At 62.9% G+C, this 19659-nt stretch carries 16 protein-coding genes; 14 read left to right on the plus strand and 2 right to left on the minus strand.

The window, feature by feature from the left end:
• Positions 1 to 6: 6 nt before the first annotated feature.
• Genes YUU_RS0120980 through YUU_RS0120990 form a run of 3 tightly spaced genes read left to right on the plus strand, consistent with a single transcriptional unit; the run spans position 7 to position 3070 of the window.
• Positions 7 to 1137, plus strand: a complete 1131-nt coding sequence (locus tag YUU_RS0120980; RefSeq protein WP_027524167.1) for an acyl-CoA dehydrogenase family protein — start codon at positions 7 to 9, stop codon at positions 1135 to 1137.
• Positions 1137 to 1913: an enoyl-CoA hydratase/isomerase family protein gene (locus tag YUU_RS0120985; RefSeq protein ID WP_027524168.1), complete on the plus strand. Its 777-nt coding sequence runs from the start codon at positions 1137 to 1139 to the stop codon at positions 1911 to 1913. The genes YUU_RS0120980 and YUU_RS0120985 overlap by 1 nt, the downstream gene beginning before the upstream one ends.
• The gene (locus YUU_RS0120990) at positions 1913 to 3070 is read left to right on the plus strand and encodes an acyl-CoA dehydrogenase family protein (RefSeq protein ID WP_027524169.1); all 1158 of its coding nucleotides are present in this window, start codon (positions 1913 to 1915) and stop codon (positions 3068 to 3070) included. Before YUU_RS0120985 ends, YUU_RS0120990 begins: the two co-directional genes overlap by 1 nt.
• A gap of 8 nt (positions 3071 to 3078) precedes the next feature.
• On the opposite strand, the gene YUU_RS0120995 is transcribed toward YUU_RS0120990, so the two are convergent.
• On the minus strand, positions 3079 to 3894 hold the full coding sequence (locus YUU_RS0120995; protein ID WP_051389824.1) for an IclR family transcriptional regulator: 816 nt from the start codon (positions 3892 to 3894) through the stop codon (positions 3079 to 3081).
• Positions 3895 to 4043: 149 nt separating this feature from the next.
• Between YUU_RS0120995 and YUU_RS0121000 the strand changes: the two genes are divergently transcribed.
• The 7 genes from YUU_RS0121000 to YUU_RS0121030 all read left to right on the plus strand — a co-directional run bounded on the left by YUU_RS0121000 (position 4044) and on the right by YUU_RS0121030 (position 13307).
• Complete coding sequence (locus tag YUU_RS0121000; RefSeq protein WP_027524171.1) at positions 4044 to 4805, plus strand: SDR family NAD(P)-dependent oxidoreductase; 762 nt, start codon at positions 4044 to 4046, stop codon at positions 4803 to 4805.
• A gap of 78 nt (positions 4806 to 4883) precedes the next feature.
• A complete protein-coding gene (locus tag YUU_RS0121005) occupies positions 4884 to 6113 on the plus strand; it encodes an ABC transporter substrate-binding protein (RefSeq protein WP_035662914.1) in 1230 nt (409 codons plus the stop codon).
• A gap of 95 nt (positions 6114 to 6208) precedes the next feature.
• Entirely contained in the window at positions 6209 to 7102 is an 894-nt protein-coding gene (locus YUU_RS0121010; protein WP_027524173.1) for an SMP-30/gluconolactonase/LRE family protein, read from the plus strand.
• 9 nt (positions 7103 to 7111) lie between these two features.
• Positions 7112 to 9235 (plus strand): acetate--CoA ligase family protein, encoded by a 2124-nt coding sequence (locus tag YUU_RS0121015; protein WP_027524174.1) that lies wholly within the window; start codon positions 7112 to 7114, stop codon positions 9233 to 9235.
• A 26-nt stretch (positions 9236 to 9261) separates the two neighbouring features.
• Positions 9262 to 9798 carry a nuclear transport factor 2 family protein gene (locus tag YUU_RS0121020; protein ID WP_027524175.1) on the plus strand — a complete coding sequence of 179 codons (537 nt, stop codon included), beginning with the start codon at positions 9262 to 9264 and terminating at the stop codon, positions 9796 to 9798.
• Positions 9799 to 9831: 33 nt separating this feature from the next.
• Entirely contained in the window at positions 9832 to 11412 is a 1581-nt protein-coding gene (locus tag YUU_RS0121025) for a glucose 1-dehydrogenase (protein ID WP_027524176.1), read from the plus strand.
• A gap of 260 nt (positions 11413 to 11672) precedes the next feature.
• Positions 11673 to 13307 (plus strand): NAD(P)/FAD-dependent oxidoreductase, encoded by a 1635-nt coding sequence (locus YUU_RS0121030; protein ID WP_027524177.1) that lies wholly within the window; start codon positions 11673 to 11675, stop codon positions 13305 to 13307.
• Positions 13308 to 13355: 48 nt separating this feature from the next.
• Here YUU_RS0121030 and YUU_RS0121035 read toward each other — a convergent pair whose 3' ends face one another.
• Positions 13356 to 14486, minus strand: coding sequence for a Gfo/Idh/MocA family protein (locus tag YUU_RS0121035; protein ID WP_027524178.1), 1131 nt, complete (start codon positions 14484 to 14486; stop codon positions 13356 to 13358).
• A gap of 166 nt (positions 14487 to 14652) precedes the next feature.
• Here YUU_RS0121035 and iolD point away from each other — a divergent pair, with 166 nt between their 5' ends.
• The 4 genes from iolD to YUU_RS0121055 all read left to right on the plus strand — a co-directional run bounded on the left by iolD (position 14653) and on the right by YUU_RS0121055 (position 19650).
• Positions 14653 to 16524, plus strand: coding sequence for a 3D-(3,5/4)-trihydroxycyclohexane-1,2-dione acylhydrolase (decyclizing) (gene iolD, locus YUU_RS0121040; protein WP_027524179.1), 1872 nt, complete (start codon positions 14653 to 14655; stop codon positions 16522 to 16524).
• Positions 16525 to 16530: 6 nt separating this feature from the next.
• Positions 16531 to 17430: a myo-inosose-2 dehydratase gene (gene iolE, locus YUU_RS0121045; RefSeq protein ID WP_027524180.1), complete on the plus strand. Its 900-nt coding sequence runs from the start codon at positions 16531 to 16533 to the stop codon at positions 17428 to 17430.
• 96 nt (positions 17431 to 17526) lie between these two features.
• A complete protein-coding gene (locus tag YUU_RS0121050; protein WP_027524181.1) occupies positions 17527 to 18501 on the plus strand; it encodes a Gfo/Idh/MocA family oxidoreductase in 975 nt (324 codons plus the stop codon).
• A gap of 75 nt (positions 18502 to 18576) precedes the next feature.
• Positions 18577 to 19650: a Gfo/Idh/MocA family protein gene (locus YUU_RS0121055; protein ID WP_051389835.1), complete on the plus strand. Its 1074-nt coding sequence runs from the start codon at positions 18577 to 18579 to the stop codon at positions 19648 to 19650.
• Positions 19651 to 19659: the final 9 nt, after the last annotated feature.

Genomic DNA, 19659 nt, shown 5'->3' on the forward strand with positions numbered 1-19659 from the left:
GAGACCATGCCCGAACTGATGCTGGACGATCCCGACGGTACTCTCGTGATGCTTCGTGATAGCGTCACCGGCTTTGCTGCGCGTTTTCCAGGTGCAAAGGCCATGCGCGAGAGACGCGGGCGCGGCGGGACCATGGATCCGCTGATCTGGTCCGCAATGGCGGAAGCCGGCTGGATCGGGCTGTTGCTGCCGGAAGAATGCGGCGGCGCGGGTCTCGGATTGCGCGAGCAGGCTGTCCTCAGTGAGGCGCTGGGCCGCGCGTTGATCGCCGAGCCGACCGGCACGGCCTCGGTCTTTGCCGCGACGCTGCTTGGCGGTGCTTCGCCGGGCGCTGAGCGGAGCCGCCTGGCAGCCGGAGTGGCCAGCGGCGAGATGGTCGCAGTGCCGGCCTGGACGTCTGGTGCGAAGCCGGTTGTCGCACGCAGCGTCAATGGCAGCATCGCGCTGTCAGGCGAAACACGCTTCGTCGATGCGGCGCGTGCAGCAACGGATTTCCTTGTGGTTGCCCAGGATGCCGACGGTGTCATGCTCCTGAGCGTCGCCGCCGATGCGGATGGGGTGACGATATCGGAACGGGTCGGGGTTGACGGAAGTGCGCTTGCGACCATCTCATTTTCCGATTGCGCAGTGCCGGCGGATCGCGTGCTGTCGCGCGCGAACCGCTCCGAGGAGCTGCTCCGCCAGGCGATCCTGCATACGCGACTGGCGCTCGCGGCCGAGCTGACCGGCCTCGCCTCGAAAGCGCTCGAGCTCACGATCGCCTATACAAGCGACCGGGTGCAGTTCGGCAAGCCGATCGGCAGCTTCCAGGCCATCCAGCACCGCCTGGTCGACATGTGGATCGAAGCGGAGTTTGCCGCGGCCGCCGTGGTCAACGCGGTCGATTCGCTGCAGGCGGACGATGTCGATACGGCGGAGCTAGCCGTGTTGGCGGCCAAAGCGCGGGCGGGCGAAGCAGCATTCTCGATCTGCCGTCGCGCGGTGCATCTTCATGGCGCCATGGGTTACACCGACGAATGCGACATCGGCCTCTACCTGAAGCGCGCCATCAATCTCAATGCCATGCTGGGACAGCCTGAGCAACTGCGCCTGGAGTTTGTCGAACGCGAAAGCGGCTATCGCCGCGGGAGGACCTAATGGATAACAATCTGATCAAGACCGAGATCAAGGATCACATTGCGGTCGTGACGATGGATGCGCCGCCGGTTAACGCGCAATCCAAGGAGTTCGTCGAGGAGTTCATCGCGGTCTTCGACGAATTGAACGAGACCCCGACGGTACGGGTGATCGTATTGACCGGCGCCGGAAAGACCTTTTCGGCCGGCGCCGACATCAAGTCGCGCGGCAAGGTCGGGGCTATTCCGGGCGACACCTATCGCCATCTGCGGCGGGCACGCGAGGTCGGGTTTTGCATAATCGAATCCAACAAGCCGGTGATCGCCGCGGTAAACGGTCCCGCGCTGGGCGCTGGCCTCGGCCTCGCGCTCTGTTCGGACATCATCCTGGCGTCCGAGAACGCGGTGTTCGGCCTGCCGGAGATCGACGTCGGCTTGATGGGCGGGGTGCGGCATACGATGCGCATCATTCCGCATACGCTGGCGCGCCGCATGGTACTGACCGGCTACCGGGTGCCAGCGGCCGAGCTCTATCGTCGCGGCATCATCGAGGACTGCCTGCCTCGGGAAGAGCTGATGCCCGCCGCCCTCAAGATGGCCGCCGAGATCGCAAAGAAGAGCCCGATGGCGCTGAAGCTCGCCAAGCGCGCGATCAATACGGTCGAAACGATGGGCCTGAAGGACGGCTATCGTTTCGAGCAGAACCTCACGGTGGAGATGACGCAGCACGAGGATTCCAAGGAGGCGATGCGGGCCTTCATGGAGAAGCGCACGCCCGTCTTCAAGGACGTGCTTTGATGGCGTCGGACTGGAACGACATTCCCGACGAGGAGTTCAGGTCGATCTTTCGCACGTGGGTCGACCAGAACTGCCCGAGCCATCTGCGCTACATGCGCAAGCAGCGTCCGCTCTTCAACGAAGTCGCCGTGTGGTATCATGCGCTGGCCGCCAAGGGCTGGCTGGCGCCTACCTGGCCGCGGCAGTATGGCGGCATGGGTCTCTCTGCGGCCAAGCACATGATCTATGTCGAGGAATGGGGTCGCCTCGGCTGTCCGCGCATTCCGGACCATGGCATCGGGCTAGTCGGTCCACTCCTCATCGAGTACGGCTCCGAAGAGCAGAAGGCTCATTATCTGCCGCGGATCCTGTCCGGCGAGCACGTCTGGTGTCAGGGCTATTCGGAACCCAATGCGGGATCCGATCTCGCAAGCCTGCAGACATCAGCAGTGCTGGATGGCGACGAGTTCGTGGTCAACGGACAAAAGATATGGACGACGCTGGCCCATTGCGCCAACTGGATCTTCGTCCTCGTTCGTACCGAACGTGACGCCAAGGTGCGCCAGAAGGGTATCACCGTCCTGTTGCTCGACCTGACCTCGCCCGGCGTTCGGGTCCGGCCGATTGCAAACTTGCGTGGCGAGGCCGACTTTTGCGAGGTCTTCTTCGACAATGTGCGTGTGCCGCTGAAGAACTTGGTCGGCAAGATCAATGAAGGCTGGACCGTCGCAAAGTCGGTACTTGGCCACGAACGCATCTTTCTGGGGGCGCCGACGCGCCCTGAATATGCACTCGAGCGCCTGCGACGGCTTGCGGATGCACGTGGTGCGTTCGAAGATCCCGCGTTCATGTCGCGCTTCGCCCGCCTGCGGCTCGATCTCTACGATCTCGGATCCGCCTTCGAGCGCTATGCAAAGGTCCTGCGCGCCGGCGGCGAACTCGGTGCCGGTGTCTCTGCTCTCAAGATCTTCACGACCGAGCTCTACCAGCGGATCACCGAGGAAATGCTCACGGTCGCCGGCGAAGAGGCGCGGCTTGCTGACGATCTCGCCGCGGGGGATGTTGAAATCGATGCGATGAATCTCTTCCTCGACTCGCGTTCGCCCGCGATTTTCGGCGGCTCCAACGAAATTCAACGCAATATCCTCGCCAAGGCCGTGCTGCGGCTTCCCGGTTGAGTGCTGCGTCAGAATTCGACGTCAATCGGCTTGTCGAGCTGATCGTCCATCTTGACCGACTTCGCCGCCCGCTGCAGGACAGTGAGGTAGCGATTGAAATTCTGATGGATCCGTTCGGCGGCGCCGCCGAGGCCGATGACCATGGGCTGATTCTGGATCGTCACGGGCAGCAGGACGCAGATCGTGGCGCCGCCCTGAATGGGAACGTTCTCGGCAGAGCAATACCCCTTGCCGCGGATCTGTCGAATGCGAGTCATCATGTCGGGCAGCTTCACGCGATCCGACGCGTTCGGCGTGGCGATGTTCGCGCGGCGAATGATGTTGTCGACCTTCTCGTCCGACATCGTTGACATCAGGAGCCAGCCCAGGGCCGATTGAGTCAGTGGGCGCAGCGTCCCCTCGTCGACGTGGAAGCGAAGCGGGTGGATCGATTGCACGATCTTGACGTATTGCAGGTAGACATCGTTCGTCGTGCCGATCGAAACGGTTTCGCCGGTGGCCGCGTGGACGTCATGCATGGCTTCGAGCGTCCGGCTGTTGCCGAACAAAGCTCGTGGAATCCAATCGCCGAGCGATGTCACCTTGGGCGTCGGGAAGTAGACGCGCATGCGCCGGTCGTAATTCAGGTAGCCCATGCTGACGAGTGTCTTGAGCAAAACGGTCGTGCTCGACGGCGGATAGCCGAGCGCAAGCCCGATCTCGGACATCGCGCGCGGTTGTCGAACGTTCATGAAGAACTGAAGGATCTCCAGCGCGCGTAGCGCCGACTTCACGGTGGATGGTCCACCCGGTATCGCCGCGGATTTCGTTACCGCCGCCTGCATGTTTCGCGTCCCCGTCGCCGCTAAAAATTCACGGATGTGAAAGTCGGCTTCACAAATGAATTATATTTTGTTTGACCCAACTGCGCATGACAAGGTGCCTCCAGTCAAGGCCAAGGGTGCGAAAGACTGGCCGAGGTGGAGAGGACGTCGTGGGAAGCGGCAGGTTGCAGGGGCGCGTGGCGCTCGTCACTGGCGGAGGGCGGGGCATCGGCCGCGCTATCGCGGAAGCGTTCGCGCGCGAGGGCGCGGCGGTCGGGGTGCTCGACCTGAAGGTGGACGTGGCCGAAGCCGCGGCGCGCGCAATCGTCGCAGACGGCGGCAAGGCCATTGCGATCGTCGGCAATGCAGGCCTGCGGGCCCATGTCTTTGCGGCGGTTGATCGTCTTGTCGAGGCGTTTGGTCCGCCGACCATCCTGGTCAACAACGCGATGTGGAATCGCTACGGCCCGCTGGAGCAGCAGAGCGAGGAGATGGTCGGCCGGATGATTGATGTCGGCCTGAAGGGCGTGATCTGGGGCTATCAGGCGGTGCTGGCGCCAATGACCGCAGCCGGCGGCGGAGCCATCGTGAATATCGGATCCCCGTCTGCTGTGCTCGCGATGGCGAATGGCGTGATGTACAGCGCGGTGAAGGCTGCGGTGGCGGGCGCAACGCGCTCCGCCGCGGCCGAATTTGGGCCGCGCGGAATCCGAGTGAACGCGATAGCGCCGGGGCCGACGCCGACCGATGGTGCCAATCTCGTCGTTAGCGAGGAGGCGTGGGAGCGGCGCCGCGCGCGTGTGCCGATCGGGCGTCTCGGTGAGCCTCGCGACGTTGCGAATGCGGCAGTGTTTCTTGCAAGCGACGAGGCAAGCTTCATCACCGGCGACATGTTGTTCGTCGATGGAGGGATTACCTACGCGTTCTCTTGAGCGTACATCAAATGATCTTTGGCCGCCCGCAACAACAAGAAGATCCGGGGCGGATCCGCGAGTTATAGGGAGGAAGAAATGAGACTGTCGGCTGCTTACCTCGCCGCCATGGCGATCCTATCGGGTGCAATAGCGTTTGCCGCGTCACCGGTCTTGGCGCAGGGAATTTCCGGGGACGTCATCAAGATTGGCGTCATGAACGACCAGACGGGTCCTTACTCCGACAATTGCGGGCCGGGTTCGGTTGTCGCAGCACGAATGGCGATCAGCGACTTTGGCGGCGCCGTCAACGGCAAGAAGATCGAGCTCGTCGTGGCCGACGATCAGAACAAGCCGGACATCGGCGTTTCCATTGCGTTGCGCTGGCTGGACAATGAGGGGGTGGATGCGATCGTCGGCTGCTCGGCGTCCTCGATTGCGCTTGGCGTGCAAGACGTCATGAAGAGCCGGAAGAAGCCCTATCTCCTGGCAGGAACGGCGGCCTCGGTGTTCACCAACGAAAAATGCTCGCCGATGACGACGCAATGGGCGATGGACACCTATGCGCTGCCGAAGGCGACGGTGAAATCGCTGGTGGCGAGGGGGCTGGACACCTGGTTCTTTGTCACCGTCGACTACTCCTTCGGCAAGGCCTGGCAGGCTGACACCACGAACTTCATCAAGGCCGGTGGCGGCAAGGTCGTGGGTTCCGTCTTGCATCCACTCAATTCTTCGGACTTCTCCTCGTTCCTGCTGACGGCACAATCGAGCGGTGCAAAGGTCATCGCGCTGGCGAATTCGGGCTCGGACTTTGCCAATGCGATGAAGCAGGCGCAGGAATTCGGGCTGACGCAGAAGCAGCAGCTTGCTCCACTGGGGCTGATGATCAATCAGACGCACAGCATTGGCCTCCAGCCGCTGCAAAATGTGCGCCTGACGACTCCCTTTTACTGGGACATGACGGATGAGACGCGCGCCTTCGCAAAGCGCTATCAGGCGGCGTTCAACGGCCGGGTCCCCAACGAGGCGCAGGCGAGCACCTACAGCGCCGTCACGCACTACCTTAAGGCGATTGCTGCGACACAGACCGACGACGGCGAGGCGGTGATGCGTCAGATGAAGACGACGCCTATCGATGATTTCGAGATGAAGAGCGTCAGCATCCGCGCCGACGGACAAGTGATGCGGCCGCTGTATGGTGCCCGCATCAAGACGTCAGCCGAGTCGAAATATCCTTATGACTACTACGAGATTACTGACACGATTCCAGCCGAGGATGCCTGGCGCCCGGCATCGGAAAGCACCTGCGATCTCCTGAAGACGCAGTAGGCGCAGCGGCGGGCCGGAGTGACCGGCCCGCCATCCTCTCGCACACCCCAACTTCGCGAGAAAACGCGAGACGAAGGTTAGCCGGAATTCCCCTGATGGCGCTGCAAGTGAGCAGGATATCGACGACGGCCGCACAGCTTGGCGAAAGTCCGGTCTGGGATATCACGCGACAGCGGCTCTACTGGGTCGATGGTGTCTCGCGCCGGATCCATGCCTATGAACCCGAGCGCGGTATCGCGCGGCACTGGGACGTGCCGTCCATGGTCGGCTCGGTCGGGCTCGGCCAGGGCGACACCCTCGTCGCAGGGCTCGCGGATGGCATCTACCGGCTCGATCTCGGTTCCGGCGAACTGACACCGCTGTTCCGGCCAGATCCATGCGATCCGCGCGTGCGCTTCAATGACGGCAAGGTCGATCGCTGGGGGCGGTTTCTCTGCGGCACCATGGGCGTCCACGCCGAGCCGCTGGGGCAGCTCTCTCGCATCGATGCCGATGGTGCACACGCGGTGCTCGCCCACGGCATTCGCATTTCGAATGCGCTCTGCTTCAGCCCTGACGGCCGTACCATGTATTTCGCCGACAGCCTCGATCGCGCGATCCGCGCCTACAGCTACGGGTCCGGCGACGCGTTCGATCCGGAACCGCGGGTTGTCATCGACACCGGGCCATATCAGTCGGGGCCTGACGGGGCGACGGTCGATTGCGACGGCTGCCTCTGGGTTGCGCTCGTGCAGGTGGGCAAGATTGCGCGCTTCACCCCGCAAGGGCGGCTCGATCGTCTCATCGACGCGCCGACCGACTTGCCCTCGTCGGTCGCCTTCGGCGGTCCCGATCTGTCGACGCTCTATGTGACCTCGATCAAGGATTCAGGATCGGGGCGCGCCGTCTCGCGGCATCCGGACGGCGGCTTTCTGTTCGCGATCGACGGCCTCGGCGTGACCGGTTTGCCGGAAGCGCAATTCGGACTCCAGCCAATCCCTCCCAGTTGAGAGCATGCCTTGATACGCCACCATCCAGCCTCGCTCGATCCTCTCTTCAAGCCGCGATCCATCGCGCTGATCGGTGCATCTGATGATGTTACGCGCATTGGCGGGCGTCCCTTGCGCTATCTGTGCGAGGGCGGTTTCAAGGGCGCGGTCTATCCGGTCAATCCGAAGCGGGACACCGTCCAGGGCATCAGGTCCTACGACTCGGTCGCAGCGCTTCCGGAGGTGCCGGACGTGGCCATCCTGGCAGTGCCGGCTCAGGGCACGGTCCAGGCGCTGAGAGACTGCGCGGATCGCAAGGTCAAGGCGGCTGTGGTGTTCTCGGCCGGCTTTGCTGAGGCAGGCGAGCAGGGACGTCTCGCCCAGGACCAGATCGCCGGCATTGCCCGCGAGAGCGGTATGCGCGTGCTCGGCCCGAATTGTCTTGGACTGTTCAACGCCGGCATCGGCTACTACGGAACATTCTCGGCGATCCTCGATGCCGCGTTCGTTGAGCCCGGTCCGATCGCCGTCGTCTCGCAAAGCGGAGCTTATGGCTCCCACATTGCCCACTTGGCGCGCCAGCGTGGCCTTGGCATCGGACAATGGATCACCACCGGAAACGAGTGCGATATCGACGTCGCAGAAGCGCTGCGTTGGGTCATTGGCCAGCCCGACGTCAAGGTCGTGATGGCCTACGCGGAGGGCATTCGCGATCGCGATACGTTCATCGAGGCACTGGAGGTTGCGCGGGCGAAGGAAAAGGCCATCGTCTTCCTGAAGGTCGGTCGCTCCGATGTCGGCGCCCAGGCGGTGAGTTCGCACACCGCGGCGCTGGCGGGATCGGATGCCGTGTTCGATGCGGTGTTGCGGCAATACGGCGCCTATCGCGCGCGAACCACCGCCGAGCACCTGGAGGTGACCTACGCCTGCGCGCGAGGGCTTTATCCCGCCGGCAACGGGTTCGGCATCTTCACGCTGTCCGGCGGCTTCGGCATTCAGATGGCCGACGACGCATCGGCGTGCGGGCTCGACGTCGCGCCAATGCCTGAGGCGGCGCAGGCGGAGCTGAAGGCCATGCTGCCCTACGCATCGCCGCGCAATCCGGTGGACGCGACAGCGCAGGCGCTCACAGACCTTCCGCTGATGACGAGCTACATTGCCGCGATGCTGGAGAAGGGCGGCTACCACCTCTTCGCCGGCATTTTCGGCAGTGGACCGGCGAGCCCCACTTTTTCGGCCTCGCTGCGCGGAGCGCTGCGGGCCGCGACGGCCGGACATCAAGGTCGGATCCTCGCGCTGTCGATGTCCGCACCGCCGGAGATCGTCCGCACCTATGAGGACGACGGCTTCCTGATCTTCGAGGATGGCTCGGCGCTAGTGAACGCGTTGGCTGCTCTGGTCTGGTTTCGCCGCAGCTTCGACGCGGCCAAGCAGGCGCGCACGGCTCCGGCCGCCGCGTCGCGCATCGCGCCACCAGATGGCGCGCTCAGCGAGCACGAAGCTAAATCGCTGTTGCAGGCGGCCGGTATTGCCTTTCCGAAGGAGGCGCTGGTGCGACCGGCTGAGGATGCCGGCGCGGCCGCCGCTGCGATCGGCTTCCCGGTGGTGGTGAAGATCTCCTCGCCGGACATCGCGCACAAGACCGAGATCGGCGGAGTGATCGTCGGTCCGCGCGACGAGGGGCAGGCCCGCGAAGCCGCCCGCACCGTCCTGTCCCGTGCCCGTGACAAGCGGCCCGACGCGCGGATCGAGGGCGTCATTGTATCGCCGATGGTCAGGGGAGGCGTAGAGACCATTGTCGGTGTGGTGCGGGATCCGTCCTTCGGTCCCGTGGTGATGTTCGGGCTCGGTGGCGTCCTCGTCGAGGTGCTCAAGGATGTGACCTTCCGCGTCGCGCCGTTCGATGTCGCCGAGGCACAGCGGATGATCCGCGAGATTCGAGGCTTTGCCGTGCTGGAAGGCGTGCGCGGTGCGCCGCCGGCCGACGTTGATGCGCTGGCGGCGATGCTATCGCGGCTTTCGCAATTCGCGTCCGACAATACCGACGTGATCGAAAGCATCGATCTCAACCCGGTTCTGGTGATGCCGCGCGGCGAGGGTGTCATGCCCCTGGACGCATTGCTGGTGCCACGCCGCGTCGTGTCTCGCGATTGAAGGCTAGTTGTTAGGAAGAGGGATTAATGGCCGACGAAGCAAAGTTGACCGAGTTTCTGGATCGGGAGGCGATCCGCGATTGCATCTACCGCTACTGTCGGGGCATCGACCGGGCCGACGAAGCAACGCTGCGTAGCTCCTACTGGCCCGACGCGACCGATCGGCACGGCGTCTATTCGGGGCCGGTCGAGGGCTTCTTTCTCTGGGCTCGCGAGGTGTTCAAGAGCGGCGCGCGCAACGTCCATCAGGTCGGCAACATCTTGATTGAACTCGTCGGGCCGACGCGTGCCGCGGTCGAGACCTATTTTCTTGCCTTGCAGCGTGGTCCAGGCAAGGACGGAGTCGTGCGGCAGTTTCTCATAGCCGGGCGCTATTGCGATCTCTTCGAAAAGCGCGGCAGTGAGTGGCGCGTCGCGCGCCGCATCGTGGCGTTCGATTGGCTCGAGGAGCAGGCAGTGCCCACCGAGAGCGAGGAGGTCCGTTTTGGCCCGCGTATGCCGATTGGCGCGCCGCACCCGAACGATCCCATTCATGAAATTCTGGCCGAGGCGCGCGGTACGTAAGACTACGCCGTCGCGGCGAGGGGAAGGGCAACGATGAAAAAGCGGAGGCGCGTCGTCGTCATCACGGGAGCGGCCGGGGGCGTCGGCCGTGCGCTGCTCGAAGCCTTCCACCGGGACGGCGATATCATCGCGGCCGTCGATTTGCCGTGCACCGATGTAGTCGACGTCACGGCGTCGCTTGGCGACGGGCATGCGGCGTTCCACTGCGATGTGGCTTCCGAAGATGAAGTCGTGGGTCTCGTCGCCGCGATCGAGCGGCGATTCGGACGGATCGACGTTCTCGTCAACAACGCAGCACTCGGACCAACCATGGCGGCGACCGTCGACACGGACGTCGCCTCGTTTCGCAAGGCGTTGAGCGTGAACCTGCGCGGCCCCTTCGTTATCGCGCGCGAGGTGGCGAGGCGCATGATGGGGCTCGGCGGCGTCATCGTGAACGTTGCGTCGCTGGCGGGCGTGCTCGGCAACCCGAAGCGTAACGCCTATGCGGCGTCCAAGGCAGGATTGATCTCGGCAACGCGGTCGCTTGCCTGCGAATGGGCGAAGCATGGCATTCGCGTCGTGGCGATTGCGCCGGGCTATGTCCGCACCCCCATGGTCGCGGAGCTTGAACGCTCGGGCAAGGCGAATCTCGATCTGGTTCGGCGGCGCATTCCGCTCGGGCGCATGGGGCGGCCGGATGAGATCGCTGCTGTGGCGCGCTTCCTCGCCTCGCCGGCGGCGGACTATGTAACCGGGGCGGTTCTCGTCGTCGACGGCGGCTGGCAATCCTTCAATCAGCCAGGCGATGCGCACCCACCGGTCGCCGGGACGCCGGACGCCGAACTGGCGAGGCCCGAACGGTATTCGCGGGAGCGAATCGTTGTGGTGACGGGTGGCGCCAACGGCATCGGCGAGGCGATCGCTCGGCAATTTGCCTCCGGAGGCGACACCGTGGTCGTCGCGGATAAGGATGGCGATCGCGCCGCCGACCTGGTGCGCGCGCTCGGCACGAAACACATGGCCGTCGCCCTGGACGTTTCGTCAGAGCAGGACGTGCTGGCGCTGTTTGCCGCGATCAGGCAGCGCTTTGGTCGCATAGACGTGTTGGTCAACGATGCGGCGGTGGCCGATAGTTTCGTGCCGGCACTCGATCAGTCTGCGGCGGATCTCGACAAGGTGTTGGAGGTGAATGTCGTCGGTGCATTTCTCTGCGCCCGCGAGGCGATCAGGCTGATGAGTGGCGGCGGCGTCATTCTTAATCTCGGCTCGATCAACACGTTCCTGCCGTTCGCGCCGCGCCACGCCTATGGCGCCTCGAAGGCGGCCATCGACATTCTGACGCGATGTATGGCGGCTGAGCTTGGTCCTACAGGGTTGCGCACCGCCACTATTGCGCCGGGCTATATCAACACTCCGGGCGTGGCCGCATTGCAGGCGTCGGGCCGCATTGACAGCGCGCGGATCCGGCGCCGCGTTCCGCTCGGCCGCTTCGGCGAGCCGGCGGAGATCGCCAAGGCTGCCTATTTCCTGGCCTCGCCGGAGGCATCCTACATCAACGGGTCGATCCTCTATGTCGACGGCGGCTGGACAGCGTTCGGCGACGCCGGCGATGCGAGCACCACGAGCGATTGATGACCAGCCAGTGTGCAGTGATTGCTGATGCATTTCGGCAGGGCGTGACCTTTGACGCCGTACAGGTCTCGTGACGCGCTCGTTCTCTTTCATAGATGTGAAACTCAACCCACACGCCGTCAAAGCGGTAGTGGCGCTGCAGAACTCATGAGATGGTTTTCAAGACGATGCTGTGGCCAAGCGTATGCGGTTTCGCAAGCGGCACATCGTCAATCGCCGCTCCAACTAAAGCCAACGATGCAAGCGAGGAAATGCCCGAGATGAGCAACTCTGAGATGGGTGCACAACGCCTGGACATCGTCGTCGTGGGCGCCGGTTTCGGCGGCTTGTACGCCGTCTACAAATTCCGGGAAATGGGCCTCAAGCTCGCGGCATTCGAGGCGGGCGGCAATGTCGGAGGCGTGTGGTATTGGAATCGCTATCCGGGCGCGCGGGTCGACCTCCCGAGCGTTGACTACAGCTATTCGTTCTCTCCCGAGATCGAGCAGGAATGGACGTGGTCGGAGGAATTCGCGTCCCAGCCCGAGCTTCTCGCCTATTTCAACTTCGTGGCCGACCGGCTCGATCTGCGCAAGCACTATCAATTCAACACCCGCGTCACCAGCGCCGCCTGGGACGAGACGCGCAAGCTCTGGAAGGTCACGACTGATCGCGGCGAGACGGTCGAGGCAACCTACTGCGTGATGGCGACCGGACCGCTGTCGGTCCCCATGGATCCACAGATCCCGGGCATCGGGCGCTACAAGGGCGAGTTACTGCGTGCAGGCAAGTGGCCGCATCATCCAGTGAGCTTCGCCGGCAAGCGCGTCGGCGTGATCGGCACGGGATCGAGCGGTATCCAGATCGTCCAGGAAGTCGGCCGGAAGGCCGGCGAGCTCTTCGTCTTCCAGCGCACGCCAAGTTTCACCATGCCGATGCGCAACCAGAAGCTTGAGCCGGACTACGTCGCCGAGGTCAAGCGCAATTACGCCGGGCTTCGCGAGGCTGCCCGCAACAGCCCGAACGGCGGCGTGCGGCCGTGGACCACCCGAGCCTTCTTCAGCGTGACGCCGGTGCGACGTCGCGAGCTCATGGAAGACGCCTGGAAGGCCGGCGGCCTTGCTATGCTCGGGACTTTTACGGATCTGCTGAGCAACGAAGAGGCCAACGACCATGTCGCCGAATTCGTGCGGGGCAAGGTCGGCGACGTCGTCACGGATCCCCTCACAGCGGAAAAGCTCAAGCCGCGCGGCTATCCCATCTTCGCCCGCCGGCCATGCCTCGACACCGAATACTACGAGACGTTCAATCTGCCCCATGTCCACTTGATGGACTGCATCGCCGATCCCATTCTCGAAATCACCGAGAAGGGCGTGCGGACCGAGACAGGCGAAACCGAGCTCGACATGCTGATCCTCGCGACCGGGTATGACGGGCTCACCGGCGCGCTGACGGCCTTCGATGTCGTCGGTCGCGGCGGCGGCAAGGTCAACGACAAATGGAAGCACGGTGCGAGGTCCTATCTCGGCCTGATGATGGAAGGTTTCCCGAACCTGTTCATGACCACGGGGCCGAACGGCCCGGCTGCGCTGGCCAACATCGTCAGGATCAGCGAGAACGACGTCGACTGGATTGCGAACCTGATCACGCACATGGCCGATCACGGTCTTGCCACCGTCGAGCCGACGAAAGCGGCGGAAGATGGATGGATGGAGCTCGTGGTCAGGATCGCGCAGCGCTCGCTGCTCAACAAGGCGAAGACCTGGTATCTCGGCGCCAACGTCAAGGACAAGCCGCTCGGGCTCACGCTCTTCACGGGCGGATTTCCGAAGTATCGGGAGTATTGCGCCGCCGTTGCACAGGCGGGGTATCGTGACTTCGTCTTCGAGCGCGGACGAACCCCGGCGGCGGCCTGACGGTCGCTCCGCGATCTCATTGCAATACGATTGTCAAACGAGGAATGCTCAAGGAACGTCCTTCCACGCTTCAGCACGACTTGAAGCGTGAATGGTCTCGACGAGCGTTTGGATACGCAGGCCAGCGCGGAAGTTGAATGGCTCCGGCCGGCGTCCAGCGATAGCGTCAAGGTACCCCGCGGCTTCGATCGCCTTCAGGTCGTTGAAACCAAGCTGGTGGCCTGGCGCGACGCAGAAGAGGCCGTACGGCCGGTGATCCGGGCCAGCCTCGATCCGGCGGAATCCCTGGCGGCCAGGGCGGTCATCGGTCGAGAAGAAGTGCAACTCGTTGAATCGTTCCTGGCTGAAGGCGAGGGCGCCTCTGCTTCCATAGACCTCGAAGTCGTGTTGCATCTTCCGCCCCGTCGCAATCCAATTCGCCTCGATCGATCCGGAGGCGCCGCTCGCGAAACGAAGGAAAGCTCTGCCGACATCGTCGACTTCGACGCGCCTCCGACCGCCTTTGCCATCTGGACGCTCCTTGATCATCGTGACGCAATCGCCCATGACGCGGATGATCGGTCCGGCGACTGGACCCAACAGGAATTCGGCGGTGGCTAGTGCGTGGCTGCCAATGTCGGCCAGCGCGCCGCCGCCCGCCGGGTCATGCCGGAAGGTGAACGGCCCGGCGTTATCGGCCATGTAGTCTTCGGCGTGCACCCCGCGGTAGCCGCGTATCTCGCCGAGTTCTCCCGCCGCGATCATGTCGCGTGCGAGGCCCAGCATGGGGTTGCAAAGATAGTTGAAACCGACTTGCGTCTTTACTCCGGCCGCTTCGGCGGCGTCGGCCATTTCGCGGGAGTCGGTCGCGAGCGGCGCCAGCGGCTTTTCGCAATATACATGTTTGCCCCCGGCAATCGCAGCCAAGGCCATTTCCTTGTGGAGCGCGTTGGGCGTGGTGATGTTGACGACGTCGATAGCTGGGTCCGCCACGAGCGAGTGCCAGTCCGAGGTCGAGCGCGCGAAGCCCAGGGCGGAGGCTGCTTTCGCGGCCGTCTCGTCGCTAATGTCCGCGATCGTATGTAGTTCCAGCTCGAAGGGGAGGTCGAAGACACGCGCGGCGATGGAGTAACCGAAAGCGTGGGTCTTACCCATGAATCCGCTACCGATGAGGCCGATGCGAAGCTTCGGTTTGGTCATGTCCGAAATCCCTGTTCACGATAGGTCGGAGTTGAAGCGACCTACGAAAAAATCGAGCAAGTTCTGATCGGAAGACATTGATAGCAATAATTGTTGCGAAAAAACAATATTGTCAATATTCAATGCGGAGTTATGTTCCTCACAAACCGTCACGGGAGGAGACCGCATGACCGGCGCCACGATCCGCCTCACCATGGCCCAGGCCCTGGTGCGATGGCTGACCCAACAGTTCACTGAAATCGACGGTGTTCGCGTGCCCCTGTTCGCCGGCGTCTTCGGCATTTTTGGTCATGGGAACGTGACCTGCCTGTCCGAGGCCCTGGAGGCGGTGCAGGATCGTCTGCCCACCTGGCGCGGACAGAACGAGCAGTCGATGGCGTTGGCGGCTATCGGTTTCGCCAAGGCCAAGCTTCGGCGGCAAATCATGGTAGCGACGTCGTCCATTGGACCCGGAGCTCTGAACATGGTGACGGCGGCGGGAACAGCTCACGCAAATCGTTTGCCTCTCCTGCTCATTGCTGGCGATACGTTCACCAACCGGCTGCCGGATCCGGTTCTCCAGCAGGTCGAGCATTTTGGCGACCCGACCGTCACTGTGAACGACGCTTTCAAGGCGGTCACGCGCTACTGGGACAGGATCACTCATCCCGCGCAGATCATCTCTTCGCTGCCGCAGGCCGTGGCCGCCATGCTCGATCCGGCTGACTGCGGCCCGGCCTTTCTCGCGCTGCCCCAGGACACCCAGGAGGTAGCCTTTGACTACCCCGGGCTCTTCTTCGAGTCTCGGACCTGGACCATCCCGCGTCCGCGTCCCGATCGTCGGAAACTCGCGGAAGCGGCCGCACTGCTCAAGACCGCGAATAAACCGATCCTTATCTCCGGCGGCGGCGTGCGCTACTCGCTGGCGGGGAGCGTCGTCGCAGATTTTGCGGTGAAGCGCGGAATTCCTATTGTGGAGACGATCGCCGGCAAGGGCGCGGTGACCCACTATCACCCGGCCCATGCGGGGCCGATCGGAATTATCGGCTCAACCTCAGCAAATACGCTTGCAGCCGAAGCCGACGTTATCCTTGCGGTGGGGACGCGCCTTCAGGATTTTACGACGGGATCATGGACCGCCTTCAGCGCGGACGCGCGTTTCATCTCGATCAACGCGGCCAGGTTCGATGCGGTGAAGCATCGTGCGCTGGCGGTGGTGGGCGACGCGCGGGAGACGATTGAAGAACTCGATGCGGCGCTCGGCGCGTGGCGCGTCGACCCCGCCCACATGGCGCGTGCTCAGTTGCTCTTCAGGGAATGGGACGCGCTGCTCGAGTCACTGCAGGCCCCCAGTAACGCTCCGGTGCCGACTTACGCGCAGATAGTCCAGGCAGTGAATGCGTCCGCCGGGGAGAGAGATATCTTGATTTCAGCCGCCGGCGGCTTGCCTGGCGAAGTGGCAAAGGGCTGGCGCGTCAAGGCGCCGAACACCTTCGACCTCGAGTTCGGCTTCTCTTGCATGGGCTACGAGGTCGCGGCGGGTTGGGGCCATGCGATGGCCAGTTCCGGACCCGGAGGACTCGGCGGCACGCCGATCGTGATGGTGGGCGACGGCACCTATTTGATGATGAACTCGGACATCTATTCGACAGTTCTGAGCGGTCACAAGATGATCGTTGTGGTCTGTGACAATGGCGGGTTCGCGGTGATCAACCGGTTGCAACAATTCAAAGGCGTGCCAGGCTTCAACAACTTGTTGACCGATTGTCGAGTTCAGAATCGCGACAATCCTCCTCACGTTGATTTTGCCAAGCACGCCGAGTCCATGGGGGCAGCTGCGCGGCGTTGCGAGAGCCTTGCCGATCTTGTTGCCGCGCTCGAATGGGCCAAAGGCAACGATCGCACGACTGTGCTTTCGATCGCCTCGGATGCGTATTCGTGGGTTCCCGGCGACGCGGATTGGGACGTGGGCGTGCCCCAAGTATCTTCGCGCGAGACGGTTCGAAGCGCGCGCAAGCAGCAAGACGAGATCCGCGCGAAGCAGCGCATCGGAGTGTGATGAGCCATGAAAGCGAAACTCGGAATTGCTCCCATCGCGTGGTGGAACGACGATCTTGCGGAGCTGTCCGATGACGTCAGTCTGGAGGAGTGCTTGCGCCAGGCGAGTGTTGCCGGTTTTACGGGAATGGAGACCGGACGGCGCTTCCCCATGAATATGGAGGAACTCGGGCCGATCCTCGCCCGGTTTGGCATCTCCATCTGCGGCGGCTGGTTCTCTGGTCTCCTGCTCGACGGTGACATCGAGCGGGAAAAGGACCGCGTTCGCGCCCAGATGGATTTCTTCATTGCAGCGAAGGCGCCTTGCATTGTCTACGGGGAGACCGCGCGTTCAATCCAGGGCATTCGCTCCGCGCCGCTCGATACCAAACCAAGGCTTTCGGACGAGGAGATGAAGGCCTATGGACGCAAGATGACGGTTTTCGCCGAGTGGTGTGCCGGGCAGGGAATGCCGATCGCTTACCATCACCACATGGCTGCGGCGATCGAGACCGAAGCTGAACTCGATCTGCTCATGGCGAATTCTGGTGAGGCGTTACCGCTGTTGTTCGACGCTGGCCACATGGCTTTTGCCGGCGGCAATGTTTTGCGTGTCATCGACAAACATCATTCCCGCATCAGCCATGTTCATACCAAGGACGTCCGCAGCAGCGTCATCGACAAGCTCGACCGGAAACGGGAGAGTTTCCTCGACGCGGTGGCGAAAGGGGCGTTCACCGTGCCGGGCGACGGCTCGCTCGACTTCGCTGCGATCATCGCCCGCCTCGCGTCCTACGGCTACGAGGGCTGGTTCGTCGTCGAGGCGGAGCAAGATCCGAAGATCAGTCCCCCGCTCGAAATGGCCAAGAAGGGCCACGCGGAACTGATGAGCTTGATGGCCTCTGCTGGATACGAGGTCGTACAATGAACCGTACCGATCGGATGTCGCCGTACTCGAAGAAGCGCGCGGGTCTCGCCCTGTCCCGGTGGGTCATCCCGGCGCGAAGTCGGGAGGGAAGATGAAATGAGCATCGGGATAGGAGTCATCGGGACAGGTGTAATGGGCGCCGAGCATGCTCGGATACTCCGACACGAGACCCCCGGTGCACATCTTGCCGGGATTTGTGATGCCGACGCGGCTCGGGCGCAGGCAGTGGCCGCTGGAGCAACCGTCTTTTCGGATCCTCAATCGTTGATCGCGTCGGATCAGATCGACGCCATAGTGATTGCATCTCCCGACGCCACACATGCGGCGCTGACGCTAGCCTGCATTAGGGCGGGGAAGCCTGTTCTCTGTGAAAAGCCCTTGGCGTCCTCAGCAGCGGATGCCCTAGAAGTGGTGCGGGCCGAAGTCGCTTTGGGTCACAGACTCATCCAGGTCGGATACATGCGCCGGTTCGACCCCGGCTATCGGGAGATCAAGCGCGTCAAAGACACCGGTGAATTGGGCGGACCCGCGTTGTTGCACAACGTGCACCGAAACGTTCGCGCGCCTGAGTGGTTCGATGGTTCGATGGCGATCACGAATTCGTTCGTCCACGAGATCGACATCAGCCGTTGGCTTTTGGGGTCGGAGATGGTTTCTGCGCGCGTGGAGGCGGGGCCCGGCGGCGAACCCCTCATGATCACGATGAAGACCGACAAAGACGAGATTGTTTCGACCGAAGTTTTCGTGAACGCCAGCTACGGCTATCACGTCCATGTCGAGTTAGTGGCTCGGCAAGGCACGATATCGCTGGCTCCGGCATCGCTCACGCTGTTGAACAGAGACAGAGCCGGAGGTCTTGCGTATCCGGACAATTGGGTGCCGCGGTTCGAGGAGGCGTACTGCAGGCAGATGGCCGAATGGGTCAGCGCCGTGAAAGCCGGCACTTCGGTCGGAGCGAGCGCGTGGGATGGCTATGTCGCCTCAGCCATCGCTGAGCAAGTCGCTGAGGCACTTGCTGGAAATGGTGTGGCAACCCTGAAATATGGACCACGTCCCCCGCTGTATGACTGACAGATGGCAAGCGAGCGAGACTGCAGGGAGTTCGACCAGCCTATCACGCAATCCAACACGATCCCGGGAGAGGAAATGATGATCAGGTATGCAGTCGTCGGCGCGGGCTGGATTTCGCAGCAAGCGTTCTTGCCGGGGGTCGGACAGTCCGCAAACTCAAAGGTTACCGCGATCGTGACCGGCGATCGGGACAAGGCCGCCCGGTTGGCGGATTTCCATGGTGTTGGCCAGATCGTCGACTACGACGGATACGATGCCCTTTTGAAAGGCTCTGACGTCGATGCGGTGTATATTGCTCTGCCCAACCATTTGCATGCGGACTACGCTATTCGCGCGGCTCGTTCCGGCAAACACGTCCTGGTCGAGAAGCCATTGGCGACAAGCGAACAAGATGCTCTCGCCATGATCGCTGCTGCACGGGAAGCCGGCGTGTTTCTGATGACCGCGTATAGGCTCCACAACGAACCCGGAACTGTCGCGGTTCTCGAACACATCCGTAACGACGCGATCGGCAGGCCGCTTTTCTTTCAATCGGTTTTCAGTTTCCAGGCGGCGGCAGGGAACCACAGACTGAAAGCTACGAGTTGGGGTGGACCGCTCCAGGACATCGGTGTCTATTGCGTGAATGCGGCTCGTCATATCTTTGCTGAGGAGCCGATCGAGGCGATGGCCATGGCGCACCGACCGAACGATGACCCGCGTTTTGGCGAGGTGGAGGCGTCGGTCGCAGCCTTGCTGCGTTTCCCTTCGGGCGGTTTGGCGCAATTCGTCGCCAGCTTCGGGGCGGCTGCCGTCGACGCTTATCGGGTCGTCGGAACGGCGGGCGATCTCGAACTCGATCCCGGTTTCAGGTTCGAGACTGCAACAAAATTGCGCCTGCGCCGCGACGGCGACGTCAGCGAAACCCAGTTTCCGCAAATCGACCATTTTGGCGCGCAGGTGGAATATTTTTCAGATTGCATCAAGGCTGGAACGCCGCCCGAGTCTGATGGCGAGGAGGGGTTGGCGGACTTGCGCACGCTGTTCGCAATTGAGACGGCTACCCTGACCGGACAACCGCAAATCATAACGTCCCGTCCACGAGCCCGCCATCCAACGCCCGACATGGTGCGAGTCACCCCCGTAACCGATCGACGACTGGTTTTCTGAGGCGCTACT

The organism is Bradyrhizobium sp. Ec3.3 (assembly GCF_000472925.1).
Classification (GTDB): Bacteria; Pseudomonadota; Alphaproteobacteria; order Rhizobiales; family Xanthobacteraceae; genus Bradyrhizobium.